The organism is Arthrobacter sp. 49Tsu3.1M3, assembly GCF_900168135.1.
GTDB lineage: Bacteria > Actinomycetota > Actinomycetes > Actinomycetales > Micrococcaceae > Arthrobacter.
The window spans coordinates 15,175-36,622 of record NZ_FUZD01000005.1 but is presented as its reverse complement, the minus strand read 5'-3'; the positions used below and the strand labels follow the sequence as shown (position 1 = coordinate 36,622).

Annotated in this window: 19 protein-coding genes; 12 read left to right on the top strand and 7 right to left on the bottom strand. The window is 67.4% G+C overall.

Going from position 1 to position 21,448, the window contains the following annotated elements; all coding sequences use genetic code 11:
* The first annotated feature begins 32 nt into the window (after positions 1 to 32).
* The 8 genes from B5X90_RS08170 to tgt all read left to right on the top strand — a co-directional run bounded on the left by B5X90_RS08170 (position 33) and on the right by tgt (position 7,593).
* A complete protein-coding gene (locus B5X90_RS08170) occupies positions 33 to 1,226 on the top strand; it encodes a PucR family transcriptional regulator (RefSeq protein ID WP_079551804.1) in 1,194 nt (397 codons plus the stop codon).
* A gap of 78 nt (positions 1,227 to 1,304) precedes the next feature.
* Complete coding sequence (locus B5X90_RS08165; protein ID WP_256860123.1) at positions 1,305 to 2,543, top strand: MFS transporter; 1,239 nt, start codon at positions 1,305 to 1,307, stop codon at positions 2,541 to 2,543.
* Positions 2,540 to 3,010 carry a RidA family protein gene (locus B5X90_RS08160; RefSeq protein ID WP_079551802.1) on the top strand — a complete coding sequence of 157 codons (471 nt, stop codon included), beginning with the start codon at positions 2,540 to 2,542 and terminating at the stop codon, positions 3,008 to 3,010. Before B5X90_RS08165 ends, B5X90_RS08160 begins: the two co-directional genes overlap by 4 nt.
* A complete protein-coding gene (locus tag B5X90_RS08155) occupies positions 3,007 to 3,645 on the top strand; it encodes an RraA family protein (RefSeq protein ID WP_256860122.1) in 639 nt (212 codons plus the stop codon). The genes B5X90_RS08160 and B5X90_RS08155 overlap by 4 nt, the downstream gene beginning before the upstream one ends.
* 44 nt (positions 3,646 to 3,689) lie before the next feature.
* Positions 3,690 to 4,229 (top strand): NUDIX hydrolase family protein, encoded by a 540-nt coding sequence (locus B5X90_RS08150; RefSeq protein WP_079551800.1) that lies wholly within the window; start codon positions 3,690 to 3,692, stop codon positions 4,227 to 4,229.
* A gap of 120 nt (positions 4,230 to 4,349) precedes the next feature.
* Positions 4,350 to 5,471, top strand: coding sequence for a DUF6707 family protein (locus B5X90_RS08145; protein ID WP_079551798.1), 1,122 nt, complete (start codon positions 4,350 to 4,352; stop codon positions 5,469 to 5,471).
* Positions 5,472 to 5,523: 52 nt separating this feature from the next.
* Entirely contained in the window at positions 5,524 to 6,249 is a 726-nt protein-coding gene (locus tag B5X90_RS08140) for a hypothetical protein (RefSeq protein ID WP_079551795.1), read from the top strand.
* A 33-nt stretch (positions 6,250 to 6,282) separates the two neighbouring features.
* Positions 6,283 to 7,593 (top strand): tRNA guanosine(34) transglycosylase Tgt, encoded by a 1,311-nt coding sequence (gene tgt / locus B5X90_RS08135; RefSeq protein WP_079551793.1) that lies wholly within the window; start codon positions 6,283 to 6,285, stop codon positions 7,591 to 7,593.
* A 182-nt stretch (positions 7,594 to 7,775) separates the two neighbouring features.
* Here the strand turns inward: tgt and B5X90_RS08130 are convergent, their stop codons facing one another.
* Together B5X90_RS08130 and B5X90_RS08125 are read right to left on the bottom strand one after the other, a co-directional pair.
* Positions 7,776 to 8,795, bottom strand: coding sequence for a sugar phosphate isomerase/epimerase family protein (locus B5X90_RS08130; protein ID WP_079551791.1), 1,020 nt, complete (start codon positions 8,793 to 8,795; stop codon positions 7,776 to 7,778).
* The gene (locus tag B5X90_RS08125; protein ID WP_079551789.1) at positions 8,792 to 9,970 is read right to left on the bottom strand and encodes a Gfo/Idh/MocA family protein; all 1,179 of its coding nucleotides are present in this window, start codon (positions 9,968 to 9,970) and stop codon (positions 8,792 to 8,794) included. The genes B5X90_RS08130 and B5X90_RS08125 overlap by 4 nt, the downstream gene beginning before the upstream one ends.
* Before the next feature lie 154 nt (positions 9,971 to 10,124).
* On the opposite strand from B5X90_RS08125, the gene B5X90_RS08120 reads away from it, so the two are divergent.
* Both B5X90_RS08120 and B5X90_RS08115 read left to right on the top strand, forming a co-directional pair.
* Complete coding sequence (locus B5X90_RS08120) at positions 10,125 to 11,138, top strand: LacI family DNA-binding transcriptional regulator (protein ID WP_079551787.1); 1,014 nt, start codon at positions 10,125 to 10,127, stop codon at positions 11,136 to 11,138.
* A 290-nt stretch (positions 11,139 to 11,428) separates the two neighbouring features.
* Positions 11,429 to 12,370 (top strand): type IV toxin-antitoxin system AbiEi family antitoxin domain-containing protein, encoded by a 942-nt coding sequence (locus B5X90_RS08115; RefSeq protein WP_079551784.1) that lies wholly within the window; start codon positions 11,429 to 11,431, stop codon positions 12,368 to 12,370.
* 199 nt (positions 12,371 to 12,569) lie between these two features.
* Here B5X90_RS08115 and B5X90_RS08110 read toward each other — a convergent pair whose 3' ends face one another.
* Both B5X90_RS08110 and B5X90_RS08105 read right to left on the bottom strand, forming a co-directional pair.
* Positions 12,570 to 13,265, bottom strand: a complete 696-nt coding sequence (locus B5X90_RS08110; RefSeq protein WP_079551781.1) for a queuosine precursor transporter — start codon at positions 13,263 to 13,265, stop codon at positions 12,570 to 12,572.
* Between the two features lie 268 nt (positions 13,266 to 13,533).
* Positions 13,534 to 14,982 carry an MFS transporter gene (locus B5X90_RS08105; RefSeq protein ID WP_079551779.1) on the bottom strand — a complete coding sequence of 483 codons (1,449 nt, stop codon included), beginning with the start codon at positions 14,980 to 14,982 and terminating at the stop codon, positions 13,534 to 13,536.
* A gap of 165 nt (positions 14,983 to 15,147) precedes the next feature.
* On the opposite strand from B5X90_RS08105, the gene B5X90_RS08100 reads away from it, so the two are divergent.
* Both B5X90_RS08100 and B5X90_RS08095 read left to right on the top strand, forming a co-directional pair.
* Positions 15,148 to 16,044 carry a hydroxymethylpyrimidine/phosphomethylpyrimidine kinase gene (locus tag B5X90_RS08100; protein WP_079551777.1) on the top strand — a complete coding sequence of 299 codons (897 nt, stop codon included), beginning with the start codon at positions 15,148 to 15,150 and terminating at the stop codon, positions 16,042 to 16,044.
* Between the two features lie 31 nt (positions 16,045 to 16,075).
* Complete coding sequence (locus B5X90_RS08095) at positions 16,076 to 16,438, top strand: iron chaperone (protein WP_079551775.1); 363 nt, start codon at positions 16,076 to 16,078, stop codon at positions 16,436 to 16,438.
* Between the two features lie 145 nt (positions 16,439 to 16,583).
* On the opposite strand, the gene B5X90_RS08090 is transcribed toward B5X90_RS08095, so the two are convergent.
* The 3 genes from B5X90_RS08090 to B5X90_RS08080 all read right to left on the bottom strand — a co-directional run bounded on the left by B5X90_RS08090 (position 16,584) and on the right by B5X90_RS08080 (position 21,377).
* On the bottom strand, positions 16,584 to 17,855 hold the full coding sequence (locus B5X90_RS08090) for a serpin family protein (RefSeq protein ID WP_256860120.1): 1,272 nt from the start codon (positions 17,853 to 17,855) through the stop codon (positions 16,584 to 16,586).
* A 116-nt stretch (positions 17,856 to 17,971) separates the two neighbouring features.
* Entirely contained in the window at positions 17,972 to 19,720 is a 1,749-nt protein-coding gene (locus B5X90_RS08085; RefSeq protein ID WP_079551771.1) for a pyruvate dehydrogenase, read from the bottom strand.
* Positions 19,721 to 19,892: 172 nt separating this feature from the next.
* Positions 19,893 to 21,377 (bottom strand): helix-turn-helix transcriptional regulator, encoded by a 1,485-nt coding sequence (locus B5X90_RS08080; protein WP_026266594.1) that lies wholly within the window; start codon positions 21,375 to 21,377, stop codon positions 19,893 to 19,895.
* Positions 21,378 to 21,448 lie beyond the last annotated feature (71 nt).

Below are 21,448 nucleotides of genomic sequence, written 5' to 3'. Positions count from 1 at the left end.
GCGCCACGCTTTGCAGACCCTAGAATGTGAGAATGCACAATTTTGAATCGCCGGGCGATGCTTTCCGCTGGAGTGAGCTGGTGGACCAGCTGGAAGGGCGGCTGGACGTCCTGGCCCAGGCATTCACCGCCCGGGTCCGGCAAATCCCGGAATACGGCGACAGCCAGGTGACTGTCCTGGAAATCCGGGACACGGCGCGGGAGACGTTCCGCCGGCTCATCCAGGGGCTGCGGGGCGGCCCGGCGGACACTGCACGGGACGGGCTGCTCGCCTTCGCCTCGGACCTCGGGTCCAAACGGGCGAGGGCCGGGATACCGCCGGAGTCCCTGACGTCGGCGGTGCGGCTGGACTTCAGCATCCTGTGGGCAGACCTCCTGGAGATCGCCGCGCCGGAGGATGCCGGCCTGCTGGCCTCCCGGGTGGACCAGGTCTGGCGGGTCGTCGACGAGTTCGCCACCCGCACCCACATGAGCTACCTGACCGAGCGCGTGCGCATGGCCCAGGAAGAGTCCAGCATCCAGCACGAATTTATCGCCCGGCTGTTCAACCAGAGCACGCCCTCGGCCGAGACGTCCGCGCAGGTTGGCTCCGCCCTGGGCATCGGGCCGGATGCCCGCTGCGGCCTCGTGGCTGCCAGCGGCGACGCCGGCGCCCGCCTTCGCGCGGCCGCTACCCAGTTCGGCGCCGCCCAGCGCCGCCAAAAGATCTTCCTGCACGAATCCGGCGGAAACAGCTACCTGTTTTGGCCGCTTTTGTCATGGACACCGTCGGCGAGGCCCGGCGAAACGCGGAACGTGCCGCAGCCGCCGCCGCTCGTGGCGGATATTCCCTCCGGCTATGTCCCGGAGGTGCACGGGCTGCGCGGCCTACCCGCCGCCGCCCGGACCGCAGAGAGCCTTGCTGCCCTGTTGCGCCCCAGCGACGCCGGCCCCCTGTCCGCGGATGCCGCATGGGCCCGGTTTGCCCAGCAAAACCTCCAGGACGCCGGGCTCGACCTCGCCGCCCAACTGGAGGAAGCCATGGAGGAATGCCGCGGCGGGGAACGGGATCGGCTCCGGGAAACAGTGCAGCACTATCTCTCCACGGGCAACATCACGGCCACGGCGGAACAGCTGTTCTGCCACCGGAACACCATCCTGAACCGGATCAACCGCTTCCAGGAACTGACCGGGATCGACCTGACCATTCCGGCCCAGGCCGCGCGGCTGGTGGTCGCCTGGGCCTGATAGTTGTGTGAACACACACTTCGAGGCCTTTATTGGTGGCGTTTTTGCCATTGAGCTGTGATCACCAACACAGAATAGTTGGCTACTACCTTGCACTGGACATTCATCGTGGGCACCATGCTCGACTTCGGAACCTTCGCCTCCGCCTACATTGCACGCATGGTCGGCGCCATCATCTTCGGCCACTTCGGGGACCGCCTGGGCCGCAAATCCATGCTCCTGATTTCACTGCTGACCATGGGCGCCGCCACCTTCGCCATCGGCCTGCTGCCGGACTACAACAGCATCGGGATCATGGCGCCGCTGCTGCTGCTGTTCCTGCGCGTCATCCAGGGCCTGGCCCTGGGCGGCGAATGGGGCGGAGCGGTCCTGATGACGGTGGAGCACGCTCCCGCGTCCAAGCGCGGGTTCTACGGTTCGCTGGTCCAGGTGGGCGTGCCCGCCGGAACCCTGATCGCCAACGTGGCGTTCCTCATTGTCGCCTCGACGGTCAGCACCGAAGAGCTCCTCGCCTGGGGCTGGCGCATCCCGTTCCTGGCCTCCGCGCTGCTCGTGGCCGTGGGCATCTACATCCGGCTGCACATCGAGGAAACCCCGTCCTTCCAGGCGGTCAAGGAAGCCGGCGCCAAGGCCAAGTTGCCGTTCGCCGCCCTCATGGCCAAGTACTGGAAGCAGGTCATCCTCGGCGGCGTTGCCACCCTGTCCACCGGCAGCACCTTCACCCTGCTCGTGGCCTCGGGCGTCTCCTACGGCAAAAAGGAACTGGGCCACTCGGAGGCCCTGATGCTATGGGTCGTGCTGGCCGCCTGCGCCCTGTGCTTTGTCCTGATTCCCTTCTTCGGCCGGCTCTCTGACAAGCACGGCCGCAAGCCGATCATCTACGCCGGAGTGGCCGCCGAGGCAGCCCTCGCGTTCCCGATGTTCTGGCTCATGGACACCAAGTCCGTGCCGCTTCTCTTCGTCGCGTACCTCGCCATGATGACGGCCTTCGCCGCAAACTACGGCCCGATCGCCACGTTCCTCGCCGAACTCTTCGGTTCCAAGGTCCGCTACTCGGGACTATCCGTGGCCTACATGCTCTCCGGACTCCTCGGCAGCGCCGCCACGCCGTTCATCACCACCTGGTTGCTGGGCATGACCCACCAGAGTTCCTCCATCGCGTGGTACATCATGGCCGCCGCCCTCGTCTCCCTCGGCGCCTTGTTTGTCCTGACCGAAACCCGGCACGGCAACATCGACGCCGTCGACACCGCGCCCACCGACGCAGCCATTGACGCGAGCACCGGCCCGGCCGCCGAAGCGGTGGCAGCCAAATGACAGCTCCCCAGGCCGTTCTCCCCGCTGTCGATCCCGCTGTTCAGCCCGCGGTCCTTCCCGTAACAGAGTCGGTCCGCCGGATCGCACAGATCCCGGGCGGCGCGGCCGCCGTCGGCCCGTTCTCCCAGGCGGTCGCCGCCAACGGGTTCGTGTTCACCGCCGGCCAGATCCCCGCGATCAGCGGGCTGGATGACCAGCCGGACACGTTCGAGGACCAGGTCCGCCAGACCATTATCAACCTCCGGTCTGTGCTCGAAGCGGCCGGATCCGGCCTGGAGCATGTGGTCAAGGTCAACGGCTACCTCACTGATCCCGGCCAGCTCGAGGCTTACAACCGGGTCTACTCGGCGTTCTTCAGCGGCGCCAAGCCGGCGCGGACCACTGTCTGCGTGAGCCTGTGGGGCGTCGCCCTGGAGATTGAGTGCGTGGCCGTGGTAGCCGGCGCCACGGCGCCGGACGCGCCGTGAACGCGGTGAACGCAGGGAACGCAGGGCTTGGCGAGGGGCTCCGCGTGGGGCTCGCCGCCGTCAGCTTCCCCACGATCGGGCACTTCCTGGAGGACGGATTCCTGGACCCGGCCATCCGGTCGCTGCTCGACGGCGTCAAGGTGGCCGGCCCCGCGGTGACGGTGCGCATTGCGGAAAATGACGCATACGCCATGAACCGTTCCCTGCTGGAGCTGTACCCCGGCGCGGTGCTGGTCGTGGACATGTCCGGGGACCACCGGCACGCGCCGGTGGGCTCGGTCACCGCCGCAGCGGCCACCGCGCAAGGCGCCGCCGCCGTCGTCGTCGACGGCGTGGCCACCGACATCCTGGAGCTCCGCGCGACCGGCCTGCCGGTCTTCGCCCGCGGGACCTCGTGCCTGACCACCAAACGGGTCCGCAGCGCCGGCTCCGCCGTCAATGTCCCGGTGCAGTGCGGCGGCGTCCAGGTCAATCCGGGCGACTGGGTGCTCGGTGACGACAACGGCGTGATCGTCCTGTCCGCGGAGGCGGCAGCCGACGTCCTGGGCCTGGCCCTGGACTCGGACGCCGCCGAGCCGGCGCTGCTGGCACGGATTGCCGCCGGCGAGCCGCTGGAATCGGCGCTGGCGATCTGAGTGACGGCGCGGGGTTCGGGTCAGGGATGGGGTAGAACTTAACCATGAATGTGCGCACCCCTGACCCGAATCCCGGCTGGCTCTCCGACGACGACCTGTTCGAAGCGCGGGGCAGGCTGCCGATGGTCTACGTCGAGGCCGTTCCGGTCCGGCTGGACCCCCTGGGGTTCGTGAACGAGGTCGGCACCCTCCTGCAGGCCGACGAGGACGGCACCATGGTCCGGTCCCTGGTGTCCGGCCGTGTTCTCTACCGCGAGACCATCCGTGCCGCGCTGCTCCGCCACATGGAGAAGGACCTGGGCCCGCTCGCCTTCCCGCAGCTTCCGGTCAGCCCGGTGCCGTTCACCGTGGCCGAGTACTTCCCGTCTCCGTCCCATACCGGCTTCACGGACGACCGCCAGCACGCCGTTGCCCTGGCGTACATCATTCCTGTGACCGGCGAATGCTCCCCGCGGCAGGACGCCCTTGAACTGACCTGGATGACCCCGCAGGAGGTCATGGGCACGGACGTGCAGCTCGAATTCAGCGGCGGCCGGGGGGCCCTGATCCGGCAGGCCCTCGCTTTCGCGGGAGTCGGCAACTAGCCGGTTCCCTGGGGCCCGGCGCCGGCCGGGGACTCTCGGGGGCTCCCCTGCGTCCCCGACTTCGCGCGGCCGATTTTGTAGACTGTTGGGCGGACCGCAAGAGAACTTTAAGGACTCCCGATGACCCACCCCCCAGCCTCCCGGAACTACAGCGAACAGCAGGCTGGATCTCTGCGGGCCGGTGACCACCTGATTCTGCCCGACGGAAACCGTTCCGCCGAGATCCATCGCGTGGATGTCGAAACCGACGATTTTGGGACTCCCGCCATGGTGTTGGCGACCCTCAGCGGCGGCGGTGTGCTGCGGATCGCGGCGGGATCACTGGTCCGCGTCACGGACGACGCCGGGGCCGGCACCCCGGCGTCCGACGGCGGCGAGACGGGCCCCGTCGCCCCCGAACTTCCGGCGTCCGGCCCGTCCCCCGCGCCGGAAGATGCTGAGCCGGTCGCAGCTAGGCCCGACGCCACTGGGACCGACGCAACTGCGTCCGACACGCCTGGGCCCGACACACCTGGGCCGGTCGCAACGGGGTCCGACGCTGCCGGGCCCGGCAACACGGCGGCCGCCGCCGTCGTCGTTCCTCCCCAGCCTGTTGCGCCGCCCGCGGTGAGCGGACCCAGCGAAGCGGACCTGGCGCTCATCCCGGCTCCCGACGGCACGCCGGAGTCGGTGGTGGAGGCCGCGGCCGAGGCCCATCCGGGCGCCGTCGGGGTGCTCCTGCTCAGTGAACGGCTCGCCAAGGGCATCAACACCAAGTCCGGGAGCTGCCTGAAGGATCTCAGCGACCTCGCACATGAACTCTTCGTCACCCTCAAGGACCCCGACAACGCCCTGGCGGTCGCGGACCTGCTCAACGTCCTGCCATTCGACGGCAACCCCGACCGCTGGGCTTCGGTGGAGGCATCCCTGGCGCTCTCCAGCTACATCTGCCGCCAGCTGGGGCAGGACCAGCGCGCCGGGATCTACGAGAAACTGCTCCGCGCGCCGGAGGCCATGGAAACAGACCCGTTCAAGGCCAGGATCAACGCCAAGGTGCGCCAGCGCTCGCTCAACGAGCCCAACCTGTACGACAAGGAAATCTTCCGCTCGATCGACAACGCGAACCCGGACGCGGAACGCGACTGGCGCCTGCTCCGCCTCGAGGCGCTCCTGTTCCTGCGCGCGCACGGCGGCTCCGAAACGATTGGCACCGCCGAGCTGGAACGCCGAATTGGCAACGAACTCGAATCAGTCCGCGCCTGAGGTCCGGCGTTGGGCCCTACCCGTCGCGGGCAGGGAGTTGTAGATTCACCCCATGACGAACAATCTGAGCGTTGTGATCAATTCCGACGCGCAGCAAGTTTGGACCATGCTGCGCGAACCCGCCAAGATCGCCCAATGGCACGGCTGGGTGGCCGATGACCAAGAGGCCGAAATCAACGAAATCTACTTCGGCCCCAATGTGGTCGAAGGCGCCGACCACACCTCCCTGGTGGTCGACGGCGGCGACGTTTTCACCTTGAAACCTGTCCCCACGGGCACGGAGGTCAGCGTCACCCGGGCGGCAATCGACCACAATTCCGAGTGGGCGGCCTGGGACGAGGACATCACCCAGGGCTGGCTGACGTTCCTCCACCAGTTGCGCTTCGCCCTGGAACGTCACCCGCACGGCAAGCGCCGGACCTTCTTCTTCTCCGTTCCCGGCTCCGGCGGCTCCGCGATCGACAGGCTGGGGCTGAGCGATGTGCCGGCGCCAGGGGAGCCGTATTCGCTCACCCTGCCCACCGGCGAGGAGATCTCCGGCAAAGTGTGGTTCCGCAGCAACCACCAGGTCGGCCTGACGGTCCACCACTACGCCGAGCACGGGGACGGCCTGCTGATCGTGGCGGACCAGCCCGCCATCAGTGATGTCCGGCCCGACGGCGGATCCCTCGCAATCGTCTCCACCTACGACCTCGGGGCCCACCAGTTGGAGGCGGTCCGCGACTACTGGGACAAGTGGCGGGCTGAGAACTACCCCACATCGGATCCCGTCCACTGAGTCCTGGGCTGCGTTAGCTGGCACACTTGAACCGTGCCAGCCAATCCCGACTTCGCGTCTTTGCCCGAGTCCTTGCCACCAGCGCCTGCCCGGCAGTCCGAGTTCTCCTTCCGCGTGGGCAAACGCCTGAGCGAGGCGTGCCCGCCGTCGGCCGAGCAGATTGCCGCCAACGGCGGTGAGTTCCTGGGCCGGACCGGCACCATCGCCACCCCGCACGGCGAGATCCAGACCCCGGCGTTCATCGCCGTCGGCACCAAGGCCACGGTCAAGTCCGTGCTGCCGGAATCCATTGCCGAACTCGGCGCGCAGGCGGTGCTGGCCAACGCCTACCACCTGTACCTGCAGCCGGGCGCGGACATCCTGGACGAGGCCGGAGGCCTGGGTGCGTTCATGAACTGGCGCGGTCCCACGTTCACCGATTCCGGCGGTTTCCAGGTGATGAGCCTGGGCTCGGGGTTCAAGAAGGTCATCGACATGAAGTCGGTGGACAATTCGGGCCCGGACGACGCCGTAGCCCCCGGCAAAGAACGCCTGGCCCACGTGGACGAGGAAGGCGTGTGGTTCAAAAGCCACCTCAACGGCGACCGGCACCGCTTCAGCCCCGAGATCTCCATGAACGTCCAGCACCAAATCGGCGCGGACATCATGTTCGCGTTCGACGAGCTCACCACACTGCAGAACTCCCGCGGCTACCAGGAGGAATCCCTGGAGCGCACCCGCCGCTGGGCCGAACGGTGCATCACCGAGCACTTCCGGCTCACGGACGAGCGCGCCGGCAAACCCTACCAGGCCCTGTTCGGGGTGATCCAGGGCGCCCAATACGAGGACCTGCGCCGCAAGGCCTGCCGCGACCTCGGCGCCATGAACTTCGACGGCTTCGGGATCGGCGGGGCGCTGGAGAAAGAGAACCTCGGCACGATCGTGCGCTGGTGCAACGAGGAGCTGCCGGAGAACAAGCCGCGGCATCTGCTGGGCATCTCCGAACCGGACGACATCTTCACGGCCATCGAAAACGGCGCGGACACCTTCGACTGCGTCTCCCCAACCCGGGTGGCCCGCAACTCCGCGTTCTACCACCCCACCGGCCGGTACAACCTCTCCGGCGCGAAGTACAAACGCGACTTCGGCCCGCTGCAGGAAGGCTGCGACTGCTACGCCTGCCTGAACTATTCGCGGGCCTACATCCACCACCTGTTCAAGGCCAAGGAGATGGTCTCGGCCACCCTGATCTCGATCCACAACGAACGCTTCGTGGTGAAGATGGTCGACGACGCCCGGCTCGCCATCGAGGCCGGCAACTTCTTCGAGTTCAAGGCCGAGACTCTGGCGAACTACTACTCCTAGCAGCGTCCGGGCGTCCCCGGCGTCGGCGTCGGCGTCGGGAGCACCGGCGTCGAGGTCGCCGGGGCGTCCCCGGCGTCGAGGTCGCCGGAACCGGCCAGATCGCCGGAAGTTTCCGGCGACCCCGCAGCGTTCCGGCGACTCGGCGCAGACCCCGGGCGCCGGGCCCTCGGGCAACTCGGCCGTCAGGTGGTGGGGTGCAGCGACGCCGCGAGTGCCGAATCGGCGTCGCGCAGGATCTTGGCCGCCACCTGGAGGCCCTCGATCCGGCCCAGGGAGACGTCCTCGTGCTCGATATTGACCAGCATGTCCGGGTCCACCTCGTACAGGGCGCGCAGGAACTCCGTCCAGTATGCCGTGTCGTGCCCGCGGCCCAGGGCAACGAAATCCCAGGCGGAGTCCTTGGGCCATTCGTTGGCCCACTCGTCGCCGCCGAGGTTGGTGCGGTTTTCGTCCGGGGAGAGCCGCCGGAAGCTGTTGTCGAGGACACCGTAGAGCGCTGCGTTGGCGGCATTGATGCGGACGTCCTTCGCCGCCGCCTGGAAGACCAGTGGGCCGAGTTCGCGGACCACCGCGACCGGATCCATCTGCTGCCAGAACAGGTGCGAGGCGTCCAGCTCGACGCCGACGTGGGTCGCGCCGGTGAGCTCGATGAGCTTGCGGACATCGGCGGTGTTGAACACGATGTTCTGCGGGTGCAGCTCGAGGGCCACCTTCACGCCATGGTCGGCGGCCAGGCGGTCGGTTTCCTTCCAGAAGTCGGCCGCGATGCCCCACTGGTAGTCGAGCACGTCCAGGGCCGCCGAGTTCCAGGCGTTGACCACCCAGTTGACTGTTGTGGCCCCGGGTTCGCCGCCGGGCAGACCGGACATGGTCACCACACGGTCCTGCCCCAGCCGCTGCGCCAGCCGGATGGAGCGGCGGATGTCCTCGGCATGCTTCCCGCCGATCTCACGCTTGGGGTGCAGTGGGTTGCCGTTGCAGTTCAGGCCGGCAATCGAGACGCCGGTGCCCTCGAAAATCGCGAGGTAGTCATCGCGGGCCGCATCGCTTTCCAGAATCTGGTCCATGGTGGGGACGTGGACGGCCGGCAGGAACCCGCCCGTGTTGATTTCGATGCCGGTCAGTCCCAGGTTGGCGATGACCCTGAGCGCCTCGGGAAGGGACCTGTCGTGCAGGACTGCGTTGTAGACGCCGAGTTTCATAGCGTGATTTTCTTTCCGTTGTTGAGGGCGGATTCGGTGACCGCGCCGAGCAGTTCCATGTTGCGCACGCCCTCGTCGAACGTGGCGCAGCGGGGCAGGGAGTCCGCCTCGCTGAGCCCGGCGACCTCTTCGAGGAAGGCCCGGGCCTGGTAGCCGAAAGCGTCGTTCTGGCCGAAGCCGACGCTGGGCGCGTCCATGGCCAGCCCGCCCGCGATGTAGGGGTGTCCAGGGCCGAGGATCACCTGGCGGTAGCCGTTCTCGTTGGCCGGCCCGTCGTTAAGGAACAACTCGATCTCCGCGGGGCGGCGCTGGTCGAACCGGGCGGCGCCGTTCTCACAAAAGACCTCGAAGATGAGGCTGTTGGCGTGCCCTGCGGCGACCCGGGAGACCTCGAAGCCGCCGGCACCGCTCTCGAATTCGGCGGAAAACACCGCGTAGTCGTCGTTCTCGACCGGCTCGAACGCGTCGCTGACCGCGGCGTGGTCGTGGCCCATGACGGCGCCCAGCGGCAGCGGGCGCTTGTCGATCACGGTGCTGAGGCGTCCGCCGCTGATGGACTTGATGTCGCCGCAGAGGAACTCAGCGACGTACGTCAGGTGGCTGCCGACGTCGGCCAGGGCGCCCGAACCCGGGCCGCCTTTGTAGCGCCAGCTCATGGGCGCCGACGGGCTGAACCCGTAGTCGGTCCAGTAGCGGCCGCTGAAGTGCAGGACGTTGCCCAAAACGCCACTGCGGATGAGGTCCCGGATGTAGGCGATGCCCGGCGTGCGGCGGAAGGTGAATCCGATGCGGGCAATCGAACTGGCGCTGCGGGCCGCCTCGGCCATGGCGCGGGCGTCCTCGATTGAGTCGCTCAGCGGCTTCTCGCACAGCACGTGCTTGCCGGCGGCCAGCAGGCCCTCCACGACTTCGCGGTGGAGGGAGTTCGCGATCACGACGCTCACGACGTCGATGTCATCGGCCTCGGCGATCGCCTGCCACGAGGTGTCATGGCGTTCGTAGCCGAAACGCTTCGCGGCCAGGGAGCCGAACTCGGCGTTGACGTCGCCGATGGAGACCAGCCGGATAGGAGGAAGAACCGGGCTGTAGAGCGCCGACGCCGTGCGGTACGCGGCCGCATGGGCTTTTCCTGCCATTCCGGCGCCGATTACGGCAACTCCCAAACTGTCAGCCATCGATTTCTCCTTTGAAATTCGGCCAGGCCGACGGCCCGACGCTAGAAAATTGGAGCGCTACAAAAACTGGCGCTGAACAAAAGCGTAGCTATGTGCATATGTCCTGTCAATGTTTGACCGGTTATCCTCGGATGAGACGTGAAAGGCCCTGCAGATGTCGTTGAATACCCCCAGAACCCGCCGTCCGACGATCTACGACGTCGCCAAGAGCGCCGGCGTCTCCCCGTCGCTGGTCTCGCTCGTGCTCCAAAACCCGTCAAAGGTCAGCGAGAAGCGTCGTGAGGCCGTCCGGGCGGCCATCTCGGAGCTCGGTTACCGACCCAGCCGGGCGGCGACCACGCTCGCCAGCAGCCAGACGAAAAGCATCGGGCTGGTCATTGACGACTTCCGGAACCCCTGGTTCGTGGACCTCCTGCGCGGCATGGAATCGGTATTCTCCCCCCGCGGTTACCAGGTCACCCTCGCGGATTCCCGCCCGGGCGAGAACCGCATCACGGAGGCCGTGGACGGCCTGCTGGCCATGCACGTGGAGGGACTCGTCATCGCCGCCGAGCCAAGCGAGTCCATGATGGCCGGCACTTGGGTTCCCGCCGTCGTCGCCGGTTGGCGGAACGGCGTTCCCGCCGGCGCCGGGCTCATCACCAACGACGACGACGGCGGCGGCCGCATGGCGGCGGAGCACCTGATCGGGCTCGGCCACACGCGCATCGGACATCTCTCGGGCTCCGGCGGCGCCGCAGCCCACCGGCGGGAGGGCTTCCGCCGCCGCATCCTGGAGGCTGGCGTCGAGGCCCGGATCGCCGGCGAATCCCGCGGCACCTCTGAGGAGGACGGCTATGCGGCCGCCTGCTGGGTACTTGACCACCACCCCGACACGACCGCCCTGTTCGCCGCCAATGACACCATGGCCCTGGGCGCCTTCGCCGCAGCCAAGGCCCGGGGCCTGTCCGTCCCGGAAGAGCTCTCTGTGATTGGCTACGACAACTCCCCGCTGGCCAAGTCGCGGTACCTGGACATGACCTCGGTGGACAACCGGAGCGACATTGTCGGGTCCGGCGTCGCAAACGCCCTGTTGGCACGGATCCAGGACCCCACCCTTGAGCCTGAGCGCCAGCTGATCGAGCCGGACCTCATCATCCGCGGCACCACGGCCCGCGTTCCCGGCTGACGTCCCGCCCGCCCGCCCGCCGTCGCCGCCGCCCGCCTGCCTGCCCGCCTCCCTGCCTGCCTGCCTGCCTGCCCGCCGTCGCCGCCGCCCGCCTGCCCGCCGTCGCCGCCGAATTCGCGGGAAACCACCGACTTCGCCGTAAATTTGCGGCGCCTCCGCCACGTTCCGGCGAAGTGGGCGGCGTCCAATGCCGCCGTCCCCCACAGAAGCCAAGGTGCGGCGCCGTCGTGTTTTCCACATAGCGACGGCGGGGACTCCCGCCTGCTCCTTTAGCGGCCGAAGCTGGTCGCATGACGCACAACCCCGTGCTGGAGCTGCCGCCGACCGGTAACCTCTGGCGCACCGAACAGCTCCTGGATCTCGGCTACAGCTCGCGCACCATCCGCTCGCTCCTCGATTCAGGCACCCTCGTCCGGCTCCGGCACGGCTGCTACATCCGCGCCAGCCTCTGGAATGCCCAGTCGCCTACTGTCCGGAGCCGGCAGCTCATTTATGCGCATGCCCACGGAACGCGTACGACGTCGACAGGCACCTTCCATTACAGCCACACGTCCGCAGCGCGCCTCCGCCTCCTCCACCTGTGGGACGTGGATGACGTGATCCATGTCCTCCAGAAGGTACGGCCCTCGAACGAGCGTCACGGCAGAGACGTCCGCTGCCACACGCGCCCCTTCGCCGACCATGACGTCGCCGTGGTGAACGGCCTCCGGACCACTTCCCTGGAGCGCACGACGGCCGACTGCGCCATGCTGCTGCCCTACAGGCAGGCGTTGATCCTCACCGACCACGCGCTTCGACTCGGCGCGGACCCGGGCGCCCTGCAGGCCATGGCACATGATCTGGACGGCCGCCGGGGCATTCGGACTTTCCGCCGCGTCCTGGCCGCAGCCGATCCGCGCTCCGAATCTCCCGGTGAGACCCTGACCCGCGACCTCATCCTGCGGCTGCGGATCCGACCGCCTGAGCCGCAGTTGGAAGTGTCGAGCCGCGCCGGGCGCCATCGCCTGGACTTTGCATGGAAGGAGGAAAAGGTCGCCCTCGAGTTCGATGGCAAAATCAAGTACTTCGACTACAGCCCGACGGCCGAAGTGCTCTTCGAGGAACGGCGCCGGGAGAAGGCCTTGGTTGAAGAGGGCTGGCGGTTCGTCCGTGTGGAGTGGAAGGACCTCTTTCACGAGCAGGAATTCAAGCACCGCCTGCTTCGTGCGCTGGCCGGCCGCCGGTACCCCTGAGCGTCGGCTGCGTTGCGGCCGGCACCCCACACCCCCGCCCCCGCGTCGAATTCGCCGGTAGCCCGCCACGTCGTCGGAAAAGTATGGCGACACCGAGGGTTTCCGGCGAATTGGGCGGCTGCTGGCTCCGAACCGGCTGGCTCCGAACTGTACGGCGGATGGCGGCAGCCGGCAGCCAGCAGCCGGAGGAGGATGAGTCCTAGGCGCCGTAGCTCGGTTCGCGCTTCTTGACCCAGCCGATGGCGAGCGAGGTCAGCGGGACGAAGGCGAACTCCACGAGGGTCTTGTAGAGGAAGCCCACGAGGACGTAGTTCACGAACATCGCGGCGTCGGTAATTCCGATCACGGATGCGGCGATGCTACAGAAAATCAGGGTGTCCACGAACTCACCCGCCACGGAGGAGCCCATGATGCGCGCCCACAGGGGCCTTTCCCCGGTCCGAGCCTTCATCCTCACCAGGATCCAGGAGTTGATGGTCTGGCCGGCGAGGAAGGCCAGCAGCGATGCCAGCACAATCTGCGGGACCGGTCCCAGTGCGCCTTCCAGGGCTGCCTGCTTCGAGGAACCGTATTCGTCGTCGAACCCAGGGAGGGCGATGATGACCCAGTAGCAGAGTGACGCGAAGACGGAGAGCGCAAAGCTGGTGATGATGGCCTTGCGCGCCACTTTGAAGCCGTAGACCTCGCTGATGACATCGCCCAGGATGTACGCCAGCGGGAAGAGGAAGAAACCGCCGTCGGTGATGACGGGGCCGATCGCCACGCCCTTGGATGCCCCGATGTTGGACAGGATCAGCACCACGGCCATGACAGCGAGCATGATGCCGAAGTGTGGGGAGCCGATCGAGGCGAATCTTGGCGCGGCCGGCGCCGGGAAGGTCTTGGCGGAAGTCATGGGCGTTCCATTCGTAGTGGTTCGCTCGGCGGCCCGCACCCGCAAGGGGGAACACGCTGGGCGGCCGGCTGTATTAGCACTGGACGGCCCCGGGTGACACATGCCGCCGGAACCGCCTCCATTCTCGCACCCGACGGTGCGGGCACGGCGGTCTGGCGGCAGGACGCGGGTTCGCCGGACACGCGCCGGGTCGCCGTAAACAAACGGCGACCCGGCGCGTTTCCGGCGAATTCGAGGACGAGCCCCCGACAGCGGCGAGGCCTCGGCCCTACCGGCGCGAGGCGTCGATGAGGTCCTTGTCCTCGTCCCTGCCGCCGTCGCCAGGACGAGCAGCCGCGCCGTCGCCCGGACCAGCAGCCGCGCCGTCGTCCGGCTCAGCAGCCGCCCAGGCGTGGCCCTGCTCGTGATCCAGGTGCGTGGACTTCTTGTTTTTCAGGGCGAAGATGTAGACCAGCAGGGAGATGCCGATGGCCACGGTGACGTAGGTGAAGAACAGCTCTTCCTGCCCGGCCTTCTGCAGAGCAGCGCCGATGAGCGGGACGGTGCCGCCGAAGAGCGAGTTGGCGATCGCGTAGCCCAGGCCCACCCCGAGGGCACGGATGGATGCAGGGAAGAGCTCGGCCTTCACCAGGGCGTTGATGGAGGTGTAGCCGCCCACGATCAGCAGGCCGCCCATCATCAGGAGGAACGCGGTGACCGGATCCTTGGTCCCGGCGAGCGCGGACAGGAGCGGCCAGGTGAACAGGACGCCGGTGATGCCGAACCACAGCAGCAGTGGTTTGCGGCCGACTTTGTCCGAGATGATGCCGTAGACCGGCTGGAGCAGCATGAAGATGAACAGTGCCCAGAAGTTGATGACCGACGTGTCGGTCTTGGCGATGCCGGAGGTATCGTTCATGAACTTCAGGATGAAGTTGGTGTACGTGTAGAACGCCACTGTGCCGCCAAGGGTGATTCCGATGCAGATCATGAGCGGTTTCCAGTAGCTGGTGAACAGCAGCCTCATGGTCCCCGGCTGCGCCTGGCCTCCCACGGCAGGGGCCCTTGCGGCCTCGAGCTGTTCGGCCGAGACGGTTTCCTCCATGGAGCGCCGCAGCCACAGGACCACCAAGGCTGCCACGCCGCCCACCGCGAACGGGATGCGCCAGCCCCACTCGGTCAGCTCGGCCTTGGGCATGGCGTTCTGCAGGACCACGAGGACCAGCAGGGCCAGCATCTGCCCGCCGATCAGGGTGACGTACTGGAAGCTGGAGAAGAAGCCGCGGCGTTTGGAGGTGGCAGCCTCGGACATGTATGTGGCGCTGGTGCCGTACTCACCGCCCACGGAGAAGCCCTGGATCACGCGGATGAGGACCAGCAGGATCAGGGCCCACAGGCCGATCACGTCCTGGGTTGGCAGCACCGCGATCGCGAAAGAGCCCGCGGACATCATGGTGACGCTCAGCGTCAGCGCGGCTTTGCGGCCCTTGCGGTCGGCGTACCGGCCGAAGAACCAGGCACCGATCGGGCGCATCAGGAACGACGTCGAGAAGACGGCCATCGCCTCGAGGCCGGCCTGGAGCTCGTCCTTGGAGTTGAAGAAGTGCGCTTGGAAGTAGGCCGCGAACACTGTGTAGACGTAGAGGTCGTACCACTCAACAAGGTTGCCGGCCGAGCCTTTGAGAATGTTGCCGACGGCTTTCCGGGTCTGGGCCGCCTCGGTCAGTTGGGTGCTCATCAATGAACCTTCCTGGATCCGGCGCCGCCTGTAAGCAACACCGTCCGCCACCCTAGTCCGCGTGATCCGGAACACCCGGGTTTTGTTCATACTGTTCACGGAATGCTTGTTCATCAGCACAATGCGGGTGGTTTTGGCGGGATGGCGGGATGGCAGGATGGGACCATGACTTCTACCGCATTCGATTCCGCCGTCTTGACTGCTTCCGACACAGTTCCCGAGCCCGCCTCCGATGCCGCCTCCTCCCCCGCCGTCGCGCTGACCATCGCAGGCTCCGAAGCGACCGGCGGCGCCGGCGCGCAGGCTGACCTGAAGACGTTCCAGGAACTCGGCGTGTTCGGGATCGCGAACCTGACCTGCATTGTGTCCTTCGACCCCAAGGACAACTGGAACCACCGCTTTGTCCCGGTGGACCAGCAGGTCATCGCGGACCAGCTGGAAGCGACGACGGCGGCTTACGGTGCCGCGTCCGGCGCACCGGCCGTGCTGGACACTGTCAAGATCGGCATGCTGGGCAGCCCGGCGACGATTTCGACCGTGGCCGCGGCGCTGGCCGGCGGGCAGTTCTCCAACGTGGTGCTGGATCCGGTGCTGATCTGCAAGGGCCAGGAGCCGGGCCACGCCTTGGACACCGACCAGGCGCTCAAGTCCCACATCCTGCCGCTGGCCACCTTCGTCACGCCCAACCACTTCGAGGCCGAGTCGCTCTCCGGGCTGGAGATCACCGACGTCGAGTCCCTCAAGGCCGCCGCGGTCCGCATCCACGAGCTCAGCGGCGCCGCGGTGCTCGCCAAGGGCGGCGTGCGGCTCGAAGGCCCCGACGCCGTCGACGTCTACTACGACGGCGAAACCCTGGAAGTCCTGTCCGCCCCGAAGGTGGGCGACGTGGCGGTGTCGGGCGCCGGGTGCTCATTGGCCGCGGCGGTGACGGCCGAGCTCGCCAAGGGTGCGACGCCGTTGGCCGCCGCCCGGACGGCGAAGGCGTTTGTGACCGCCGGTATCCGGAACCGCGTGGCCTCGGGCGCCCCGTTCGATGCCTTGTGGCAGGGCGGCCCGCGCTAACTCGTAGCTGGGATCGCTGGAGGGAACGGCAATGGCACAGCACTTTGAGTCAGTGGAGGAATACATCGCCTCGTTTCCTGCTGACGTGCAGGAGGCGATGCAGGAGATCCGGCGGCACTGCCATGCCGCGGTACCCGGATCAGGGGAGACGATCAGTTACGGCATCCCGACGATCACGCTCGGGGGCAAATGCGTCGTATATTTCGCGGCCTGGGCACACCACATCTCCGTCTACCCCATGCCCGACGGCGACGAATCGCTGGCCACGGAACTCGCCCCCTACTGTGCAGCGAAGGGCACCCTGAAGTTCCCGTTGCGGAAGCCTGTCCCGTACGAGCTGATTGGAAAAGTGGCGGGGGCCCTGGCCCAAGAGCGCCGGAGCGGGACGCCCTAAGCCGCCGATTTCGCCGGAGTCCCTCCAATTCGCCGGATGTTTGCGGCGAATTGGAGAGCTTCCGGCGACGTGGGTCCCGGGAGGCCGGCCGTCAGTGTGGGTCCGGGTGGGCCGCCTTTCAGCGTGGGTCCCGGGAGGCCGCCCGTCAGCGCGGGTCCGCGACCTTCCCCATGAAGATCGGGAGCCCGGTTTCGGTGTGCACGATCTGGTAGAGGAACGGCCGGTCGAAGTCGATGGTCTGGTCCGGCTCCGGCGGCACCCCGGTCACGGCACCGTCAATCTGCGTCACGGCCGCGGCCACCGTTCCCTTCTCGGCAACGGTGATGCTGGCGGCCTGGGCGGCCTGAGTGATGATGAGCCCGCTCTGGATGGCGTCGAAGTCTTCGGCGGTGGCCAGGGTCCTGACGAGCCCCAGCGACGAGAGTACTCTCCGCAGGTCGAAGCTGCTCGTGTGGTCCCACTTGGGCAGGGAGATCAGGGCGGAGACCTCCGGGGCCGTGTCCAGGGCCCCCGCAATCTCGGCCAGTTGGGCGGCTGTCAGGGTCTCCGGCCCTTCGCCGGACGCGGGCAGCACCAGCCGCATGGCAAAACCTTCTGCGTAGGGCAGCTCGACCGCCCGCCAGCCGGGGCCCTCCGCATAGGCCAGCTGCAGCATCTGGTGCATCATTGGCACGCTGATTTCCTCGCCATCTGGCGTGGAGAAGGGCTCGCCCGAGGTGTTGTTCGGGTCGAAGGGCGACTCCCACGCCGCGGCGAAGTACAGGGCGTTGAGGAGGCTGAACGTGTTGTCGCGATCGTACTCCGCGGGTGCCTTCTTGATCCGGCCGCCCGTGTTCCGGTCCACCCAGGCATCCAGGGCCGGCCTCGTGGCGGCCTCATCCCGGAAATCCACGGGGTAGACCCCGGTGCCGTAGTGCCGGGCAAGGGTTGCCAGGTAGTTCTTCCCGGTTGGTACGTCCTTGTCCACAAACAGACCGTTAGCCGCATGCAGGACCGGTTTCCGGGGCGGATCCTTTTCGTCGACCGAGCCGGGATCACCGTCGTACGCCGCCAGGGACTCGAGCAGGGCGTTCATCGCCTCATCCCGGTTGCGGTCCGGGAGCCCCAGCACCTGGTCCATTTCGACGGCGGTCTCCCCAGATGCCCCTGCCCGCAGCATCGCGAGCGCGATCAGCAGACCGCCGGGGGATGACACCACGTTCCCTTCGGCCCCTTCACCGCCGTCGGCCAGCAGCGCGGCTCCCAGCGTCAGGGCGGAGGCCCGGAATGCCTGAAGCTCGGCAGCGTACGCGGCACGGTCCACCGGAACCCATTCGACGCCGTCGGCCTTCACAAGCCCTGGTACCGGGGGCGCACAAGCCGTGAGCACCGCGATGGTTCCGGCCGCCACAATTTTCGCCATGCGGTGATCTTTCATGGCCACCCCCTTCGCCTCGATTGGTGCCCAGTTCGCCGGAATGTCTCCAGTTCGCCGGAAATGTTCGGCGAACCGGGCAGCTTCCGGCGAACTCGCCGGGTTTCAGCGCCGGGCCCCTAGCGCCGCGGGACGTTCCGCAGGTTGCTCCGTGCCATGCTGACGGCCTCGCCGGCGCCCCGGTTCAGGACCACTTTGGACATGGCCGTGGCGAAGCCCAGGACCTGCGCGCCCTTGATCTTCGGCGGGAGGGACAGCGCCTTGGGGTCCGTGATGAGCTCCACCAGCGACGGGCCGGGGTGGGCGAAGGCTTCCCGGTACGCGGCCTCGATGCGGGACGGATCCGTGACGCGCTCGGCGTGGAAGCCCAGGGCCCGCGCAACGTCCGCGTAGTTGGCGTCCGGGACGTCGACGCCGAAGTCCGGGAGCCCGTCCACCAGCATTTCGAGTTTCACCATGCCCAGGGTGGAGTTGTTGAAGACCACCACGTTCACGGGCAGCCGGTGCGCCGCGACCGTGATGAGCTCGCCCAGCAGCATCGACAGGCCGCCGTCGCCGGAGACCGAAACCACCTGCCGGCCGGGGTAGGCCAGCTGGGCGCCGATCGCGTGTGGCAGCGCATTGGCCATGGACCCGTGCAGGTACGAGCCGATCAGCCGGCGGGTGCCCAGCGGGTTGATGTACCGGGCGGTCCAGACATTGCACATGCCGGTGTCCGCCGTGAAAATCGCGTCCCTCGCCGCCACCTGGTCCAGCAGCGAGGCCGCATATTCCGGGTGGATCGGCTGTTTCGTCCCGACGTTGCGGGTGTACGCCCCCACGGCCTTGTTCATGAGCCGGTCGTGCTTCTTCAGCATCGCATCCAGGAAACGGCGGCTCTTCTTGGCCGTGACCAAGGGCATGAGGGCGGCAAGGGTGGGGAGGACGTCGCCGTGCACTGCAATGTCGACGTCGGTCCGCCGCCCCAGTTTGTGCGCGGCCCGGTCCACCTGCGCCGTCCGGGTTCCGGGGAGGAACTGGTCGTACGGGAAGTCCGTACCCAGCAGGATCAGCAGGTCCGCGTCCTCGATGCCCTCGGCCGCGGCGCCGTAACCCAGCAGCCCGGTCATGCCGATGTCATAGGCGTTGTCGTACTGCATGAAGTCCTTGCCGCGGAGGCTGTGGCCGATCGGCGCCGCGATCAGCCCGGCGAGCGCAATCACCTCGTCGTGCGCGCCCTCGACGCCGGCACCGGCAAAGATGGCCACCTTGCCGGCGGCGTTGATGGCGTCGGCCAGTTCCTGCACACTCGCGGGATCCGGCACCAGCGTCGCCGGCCGGAAGGTCGCCGGGGCCGGCGTCTCGGCCGTCGCCTCCAGGCCTGCGATGTCACCGGGTAGGGTCACGACGGCGACGCCCCTGAGGCCGACGGCGTGCTGGATGGCGCTGTGCATGACGCGGGGCGCCTGCTCCGCGGTGCTGATCAGCTCGGAGTAGACCGAGCACTCGTTGAAGAGCCGGTCGGGGTGGGTTTCCTGGAAGAAACTGCTGCCGATCTGCTTGCTGGGGATGTGCGAGGCGATGGCCAGCACCGGCGCCCCGGAACGGTTGGCGTCGTACAGGCCGTTGATCAGGTGCAGGTTGCCGGGCCCGCAGGAGCCGGCGCACACCGCGAGCCGGCCGGTCAGCTGGGCTTCCGCCGCCGCGGCGAAGGCGGCAGCCTCCTCATGCCGGACATGGATCCAGTCAATACCGCCTTGTTGCGAGCCGCCGGTCTTGCGGACGGCGTCGACGATCGGGTTGAGGCTGTCCCCCACAATCCCGTAGATCCGCTGCACGCCGGCAGCCTGGAGTTGTTCGATGAGCTGGGTGGCAAGTTCCTTGGCCATGGGCGCACGCTCCCGCGAGATGGATCGATGAGCTGACACAGGCCAATATAGTCCGCGCTCCTGTCAGCCACATCCAGGGAACGCCGCCTCGCCGGATCTGAGGGAGCGTCCCGCCAGAAACCGCAGGACCTGAGGGAGCGTCCGGGGAAAACATGCAGAAGCTGAGGGAGGGTCAGTTCCCCGAGTGCGCCTGCAGGAAGGAGTAGACCTCGGTCTCGTCCACGCCCGGGAAGGCGCCCGGCGGCATGGCGGCCAGCAGGTGGGAGTGGGCCCGGGCAGAAGGCCAGGCGTTCCCGGCCCATTCGGCGGTCAGCGACGCCGGCGGGCGGCGGCAGCAGCTTTCGTCCGGGCAGGTGGACTTGGACCGCTCCGTCGTGTCCCGGCCGCGGAACCACTTCACGTGCGCATACGGGACACCCACGGAGAGCGAGAACTCCCCGTTCGCGGAGCGTTCCGTCCGGGCCGTGCACCAATATGTCCCGGCCGGGGTGTCGGTGTACTGGTTGTAGGCGCTGAATTTGTCCGCGACGTCGAACACCACCCGGGACGTCCAGTTCCGGCACGAGAACTGGCCCTCGATCGCGCCGGTGTGGTCCTGCGGGAACGTCACGCCGTCGTTTTCGTAGGCCTTGTAGATGATGCCGCTCTTGTGGGTCTTCTGGAAGTGCGTGCGGATGCCCAGATGCTGCGTGGCGAGGTTGGTGAAGCGGTGGGCGGCGGTCTCATAGGACACGGCAAAGGCGTCCCGGATGTCCTCGACCGCGATTTCCTTGGCCTGCTTGGCCTCCTGCAGGAATGCCACGGTGGCCTGCTCGGGCAGCATCAGTGCCGCGGCGAAGTAGTTTGTGGCCACCCGCTGCATCAGGAAGTCCCCGTAGTTGTTGGGGGTCTGGTGGCCCAGGACGTAGTGGCCCAGCGCCTGCAGCAGCACCGAACGGGGGTCGTGGTCGCTGCGTGCGTTCTGCGTGAGATAAATTCGGCGGTTTTTAAGATCCGTCACCGAACGCGTGGAATGGGGGAGGTCACCCACATGGTGGAGGCTGAATCCGAGGTGTCCGGCAATGTCCGAGATGACGTGATGTGACAGCGGACCGCTCGTGTGGCCCACCGAGGCCAGGACCTTCTGCGCTTCAGCCTCATACTCGGGGAAATAGTTGTTCCGCTCACGCATCATCGCCCGCAGTTCACCGTTCGCGCGGCGGGCCTCCTCCGGCGTCGCCACCTGCTCGTTGAGCCGGCGTTCGAGCTCGTGCTGCAGCCCCACCATCGACTCCAGCACATCCATCGGAAGCCGTGAGCTGATGCGGATTTTCGGCAGGTTCAGGGACTCGTAGATGGGGCTGCGCTGGTATCTTTCCAGCTCGATTTCCAGCGCCGCGCGGCGGTTGGGCGGCTCCGCACCGAGCAGTTCGTCGATGCTCACCCCGAGCGCGGCCGCCAGTTGCTGGAGCAGGCCCAGCTTGGGTTCGCGTTTGCCGTTTTCGATCAGGCTCAGCTGGCTCGGGGCGGTCCCGACGGCGGCGCTCAGGTCATCGAGCGTGAGACCTGCAGCCTTGCGCAGATGGCGGACGCGGCGGCCCATGCTGATGACGTCCACCTCCGGCGCTGCGGGCGCGGACGGAGAAAGAGCTTGGCGGTTCCAGCTGGTTGAGTGCATTTCTTGAGAATACGCGAAGAAGTGCGTTTCTTTCCATGGTTTTAGTCTAGTAACCCCTTGGAAAGTGCAGA

Excerpts from the sequence above, each read along its gene's own strand:
- B5X90_RS08140 (WP_079551795.1), top strand. The coding sequence starts at position 5,524 with ATGACGAACAATCTGAGCGTTGTGATCAATTCCGACGCGCAGCAAGTT.
- B5X90_RS08080 (WP_026266594.1), bottom strand. The coding sequence starts at position 21,377 with ATGCACTCAACCAGCTGGAACCGCCAAGCTCTTTCTCCGTCCGCGCCC.
- B5X90_RS08170 (WP_079551804.1), top strand. The coding sequence starts at position 33 with ATGCACAATTTTGAATCGCCGGGCGATGCTTTCCGCTGGAGTGAGCTG.
- B5X90_RS08100 (WP_079551777.1), top strand. The coding sequence starts at position 15,148 with ATGACTTCTACCGCATTCGATTCCGCCGTCTTGACTGCTTCCGACACA.
- B5X90_RS08115 (WP_079551784.1), top strand. The coding sequence starts at position 11,429 with ATGACGCACAACCCCGTGCTGGAGCTGCCGCCGACCGGTAACCTCTGG.
- B5X90_RS08120 (WP_079551787.1), top strand. The coding sequence starts at position 10,125 with ATGTCGTTGAATACCCCCAGAACCCGCCGTCCGACGATCTACGACGTC.
- B5X90_RS08095 (WP_079551775.1), top strand. The coding sequence starts at position 16,076 with ATGGCACAGCACTTTGAGTCAGTGGAGGAATACATCGCCTCGTTTCCT.
- B5X90_RS08085 (WP_079551771.1), bottom strand. The coding sequence starts at position 19,720 with ATGGCCAAGGAACTTGCCACCCAGCTCATCGAACAACTCCAGGCTGCC.
- B5X90_RS08090 (WP_256860120.1), bottom strand. The coding sequence starts at position 17,855 with ATGAAAGATCACCGCATGGCGAAAATTGTGGCGGCCGGAACCATCGCG.
- B5X90_RS08105 (WP_079551779.1), bottom strand. The coding sequence starts at position 14,982 with ATGAGCACCCAACTGACCGAGGCGGCCCAGACCCGGAAAGCCGTCGGC.
- B5X90_RS08150 (WP_079551800.1), top strand. The coding sequence starts at position 3,690 with ATGAATGTGCGCACCCCTGACCCGAATCCCGGCTGGCTCTCCGACGAC.
- B5X90_RS08145 (WP_079551798.1), top strand. The coding sequence starts at position 4,350 with ATGACCCACCCCCCAGCCTCCCGGAACTACAGCGAACAGCAGGCTGGA.
- B5X90_RS08125 (WP_079551789.1), bottom strand. The coding sequence starts at position 9,970 with ATGGCTGACAGTTTGGGAGTTGCCGTAATCGGCGCCGGAATGGCAGGA.
- B5X90_RS08110 (WP_079551781.1), bottom strand. The coding sequence starts at position 13,265 with ATGACTTCCGCCAAGACCTTCCCGGCGCCGGCCGCGCCAAGATTCGCC.
- B5X90_RS08160 (WP_079551802.1), top strand. The coding sequence starts at position 2,540 with ATGACAGCTCCCCAGGCCGTTCTCCCCGCTGTCGATCCCGCTGTTCAG.
- B5X90_RS08130 (WP_079551791.1), bottom strand. The coding sequence starts at position 8,795 with ATGAAACTCGGCGTCTACAACGCAGTCCTGCACGACAGGTCCCTTCCC.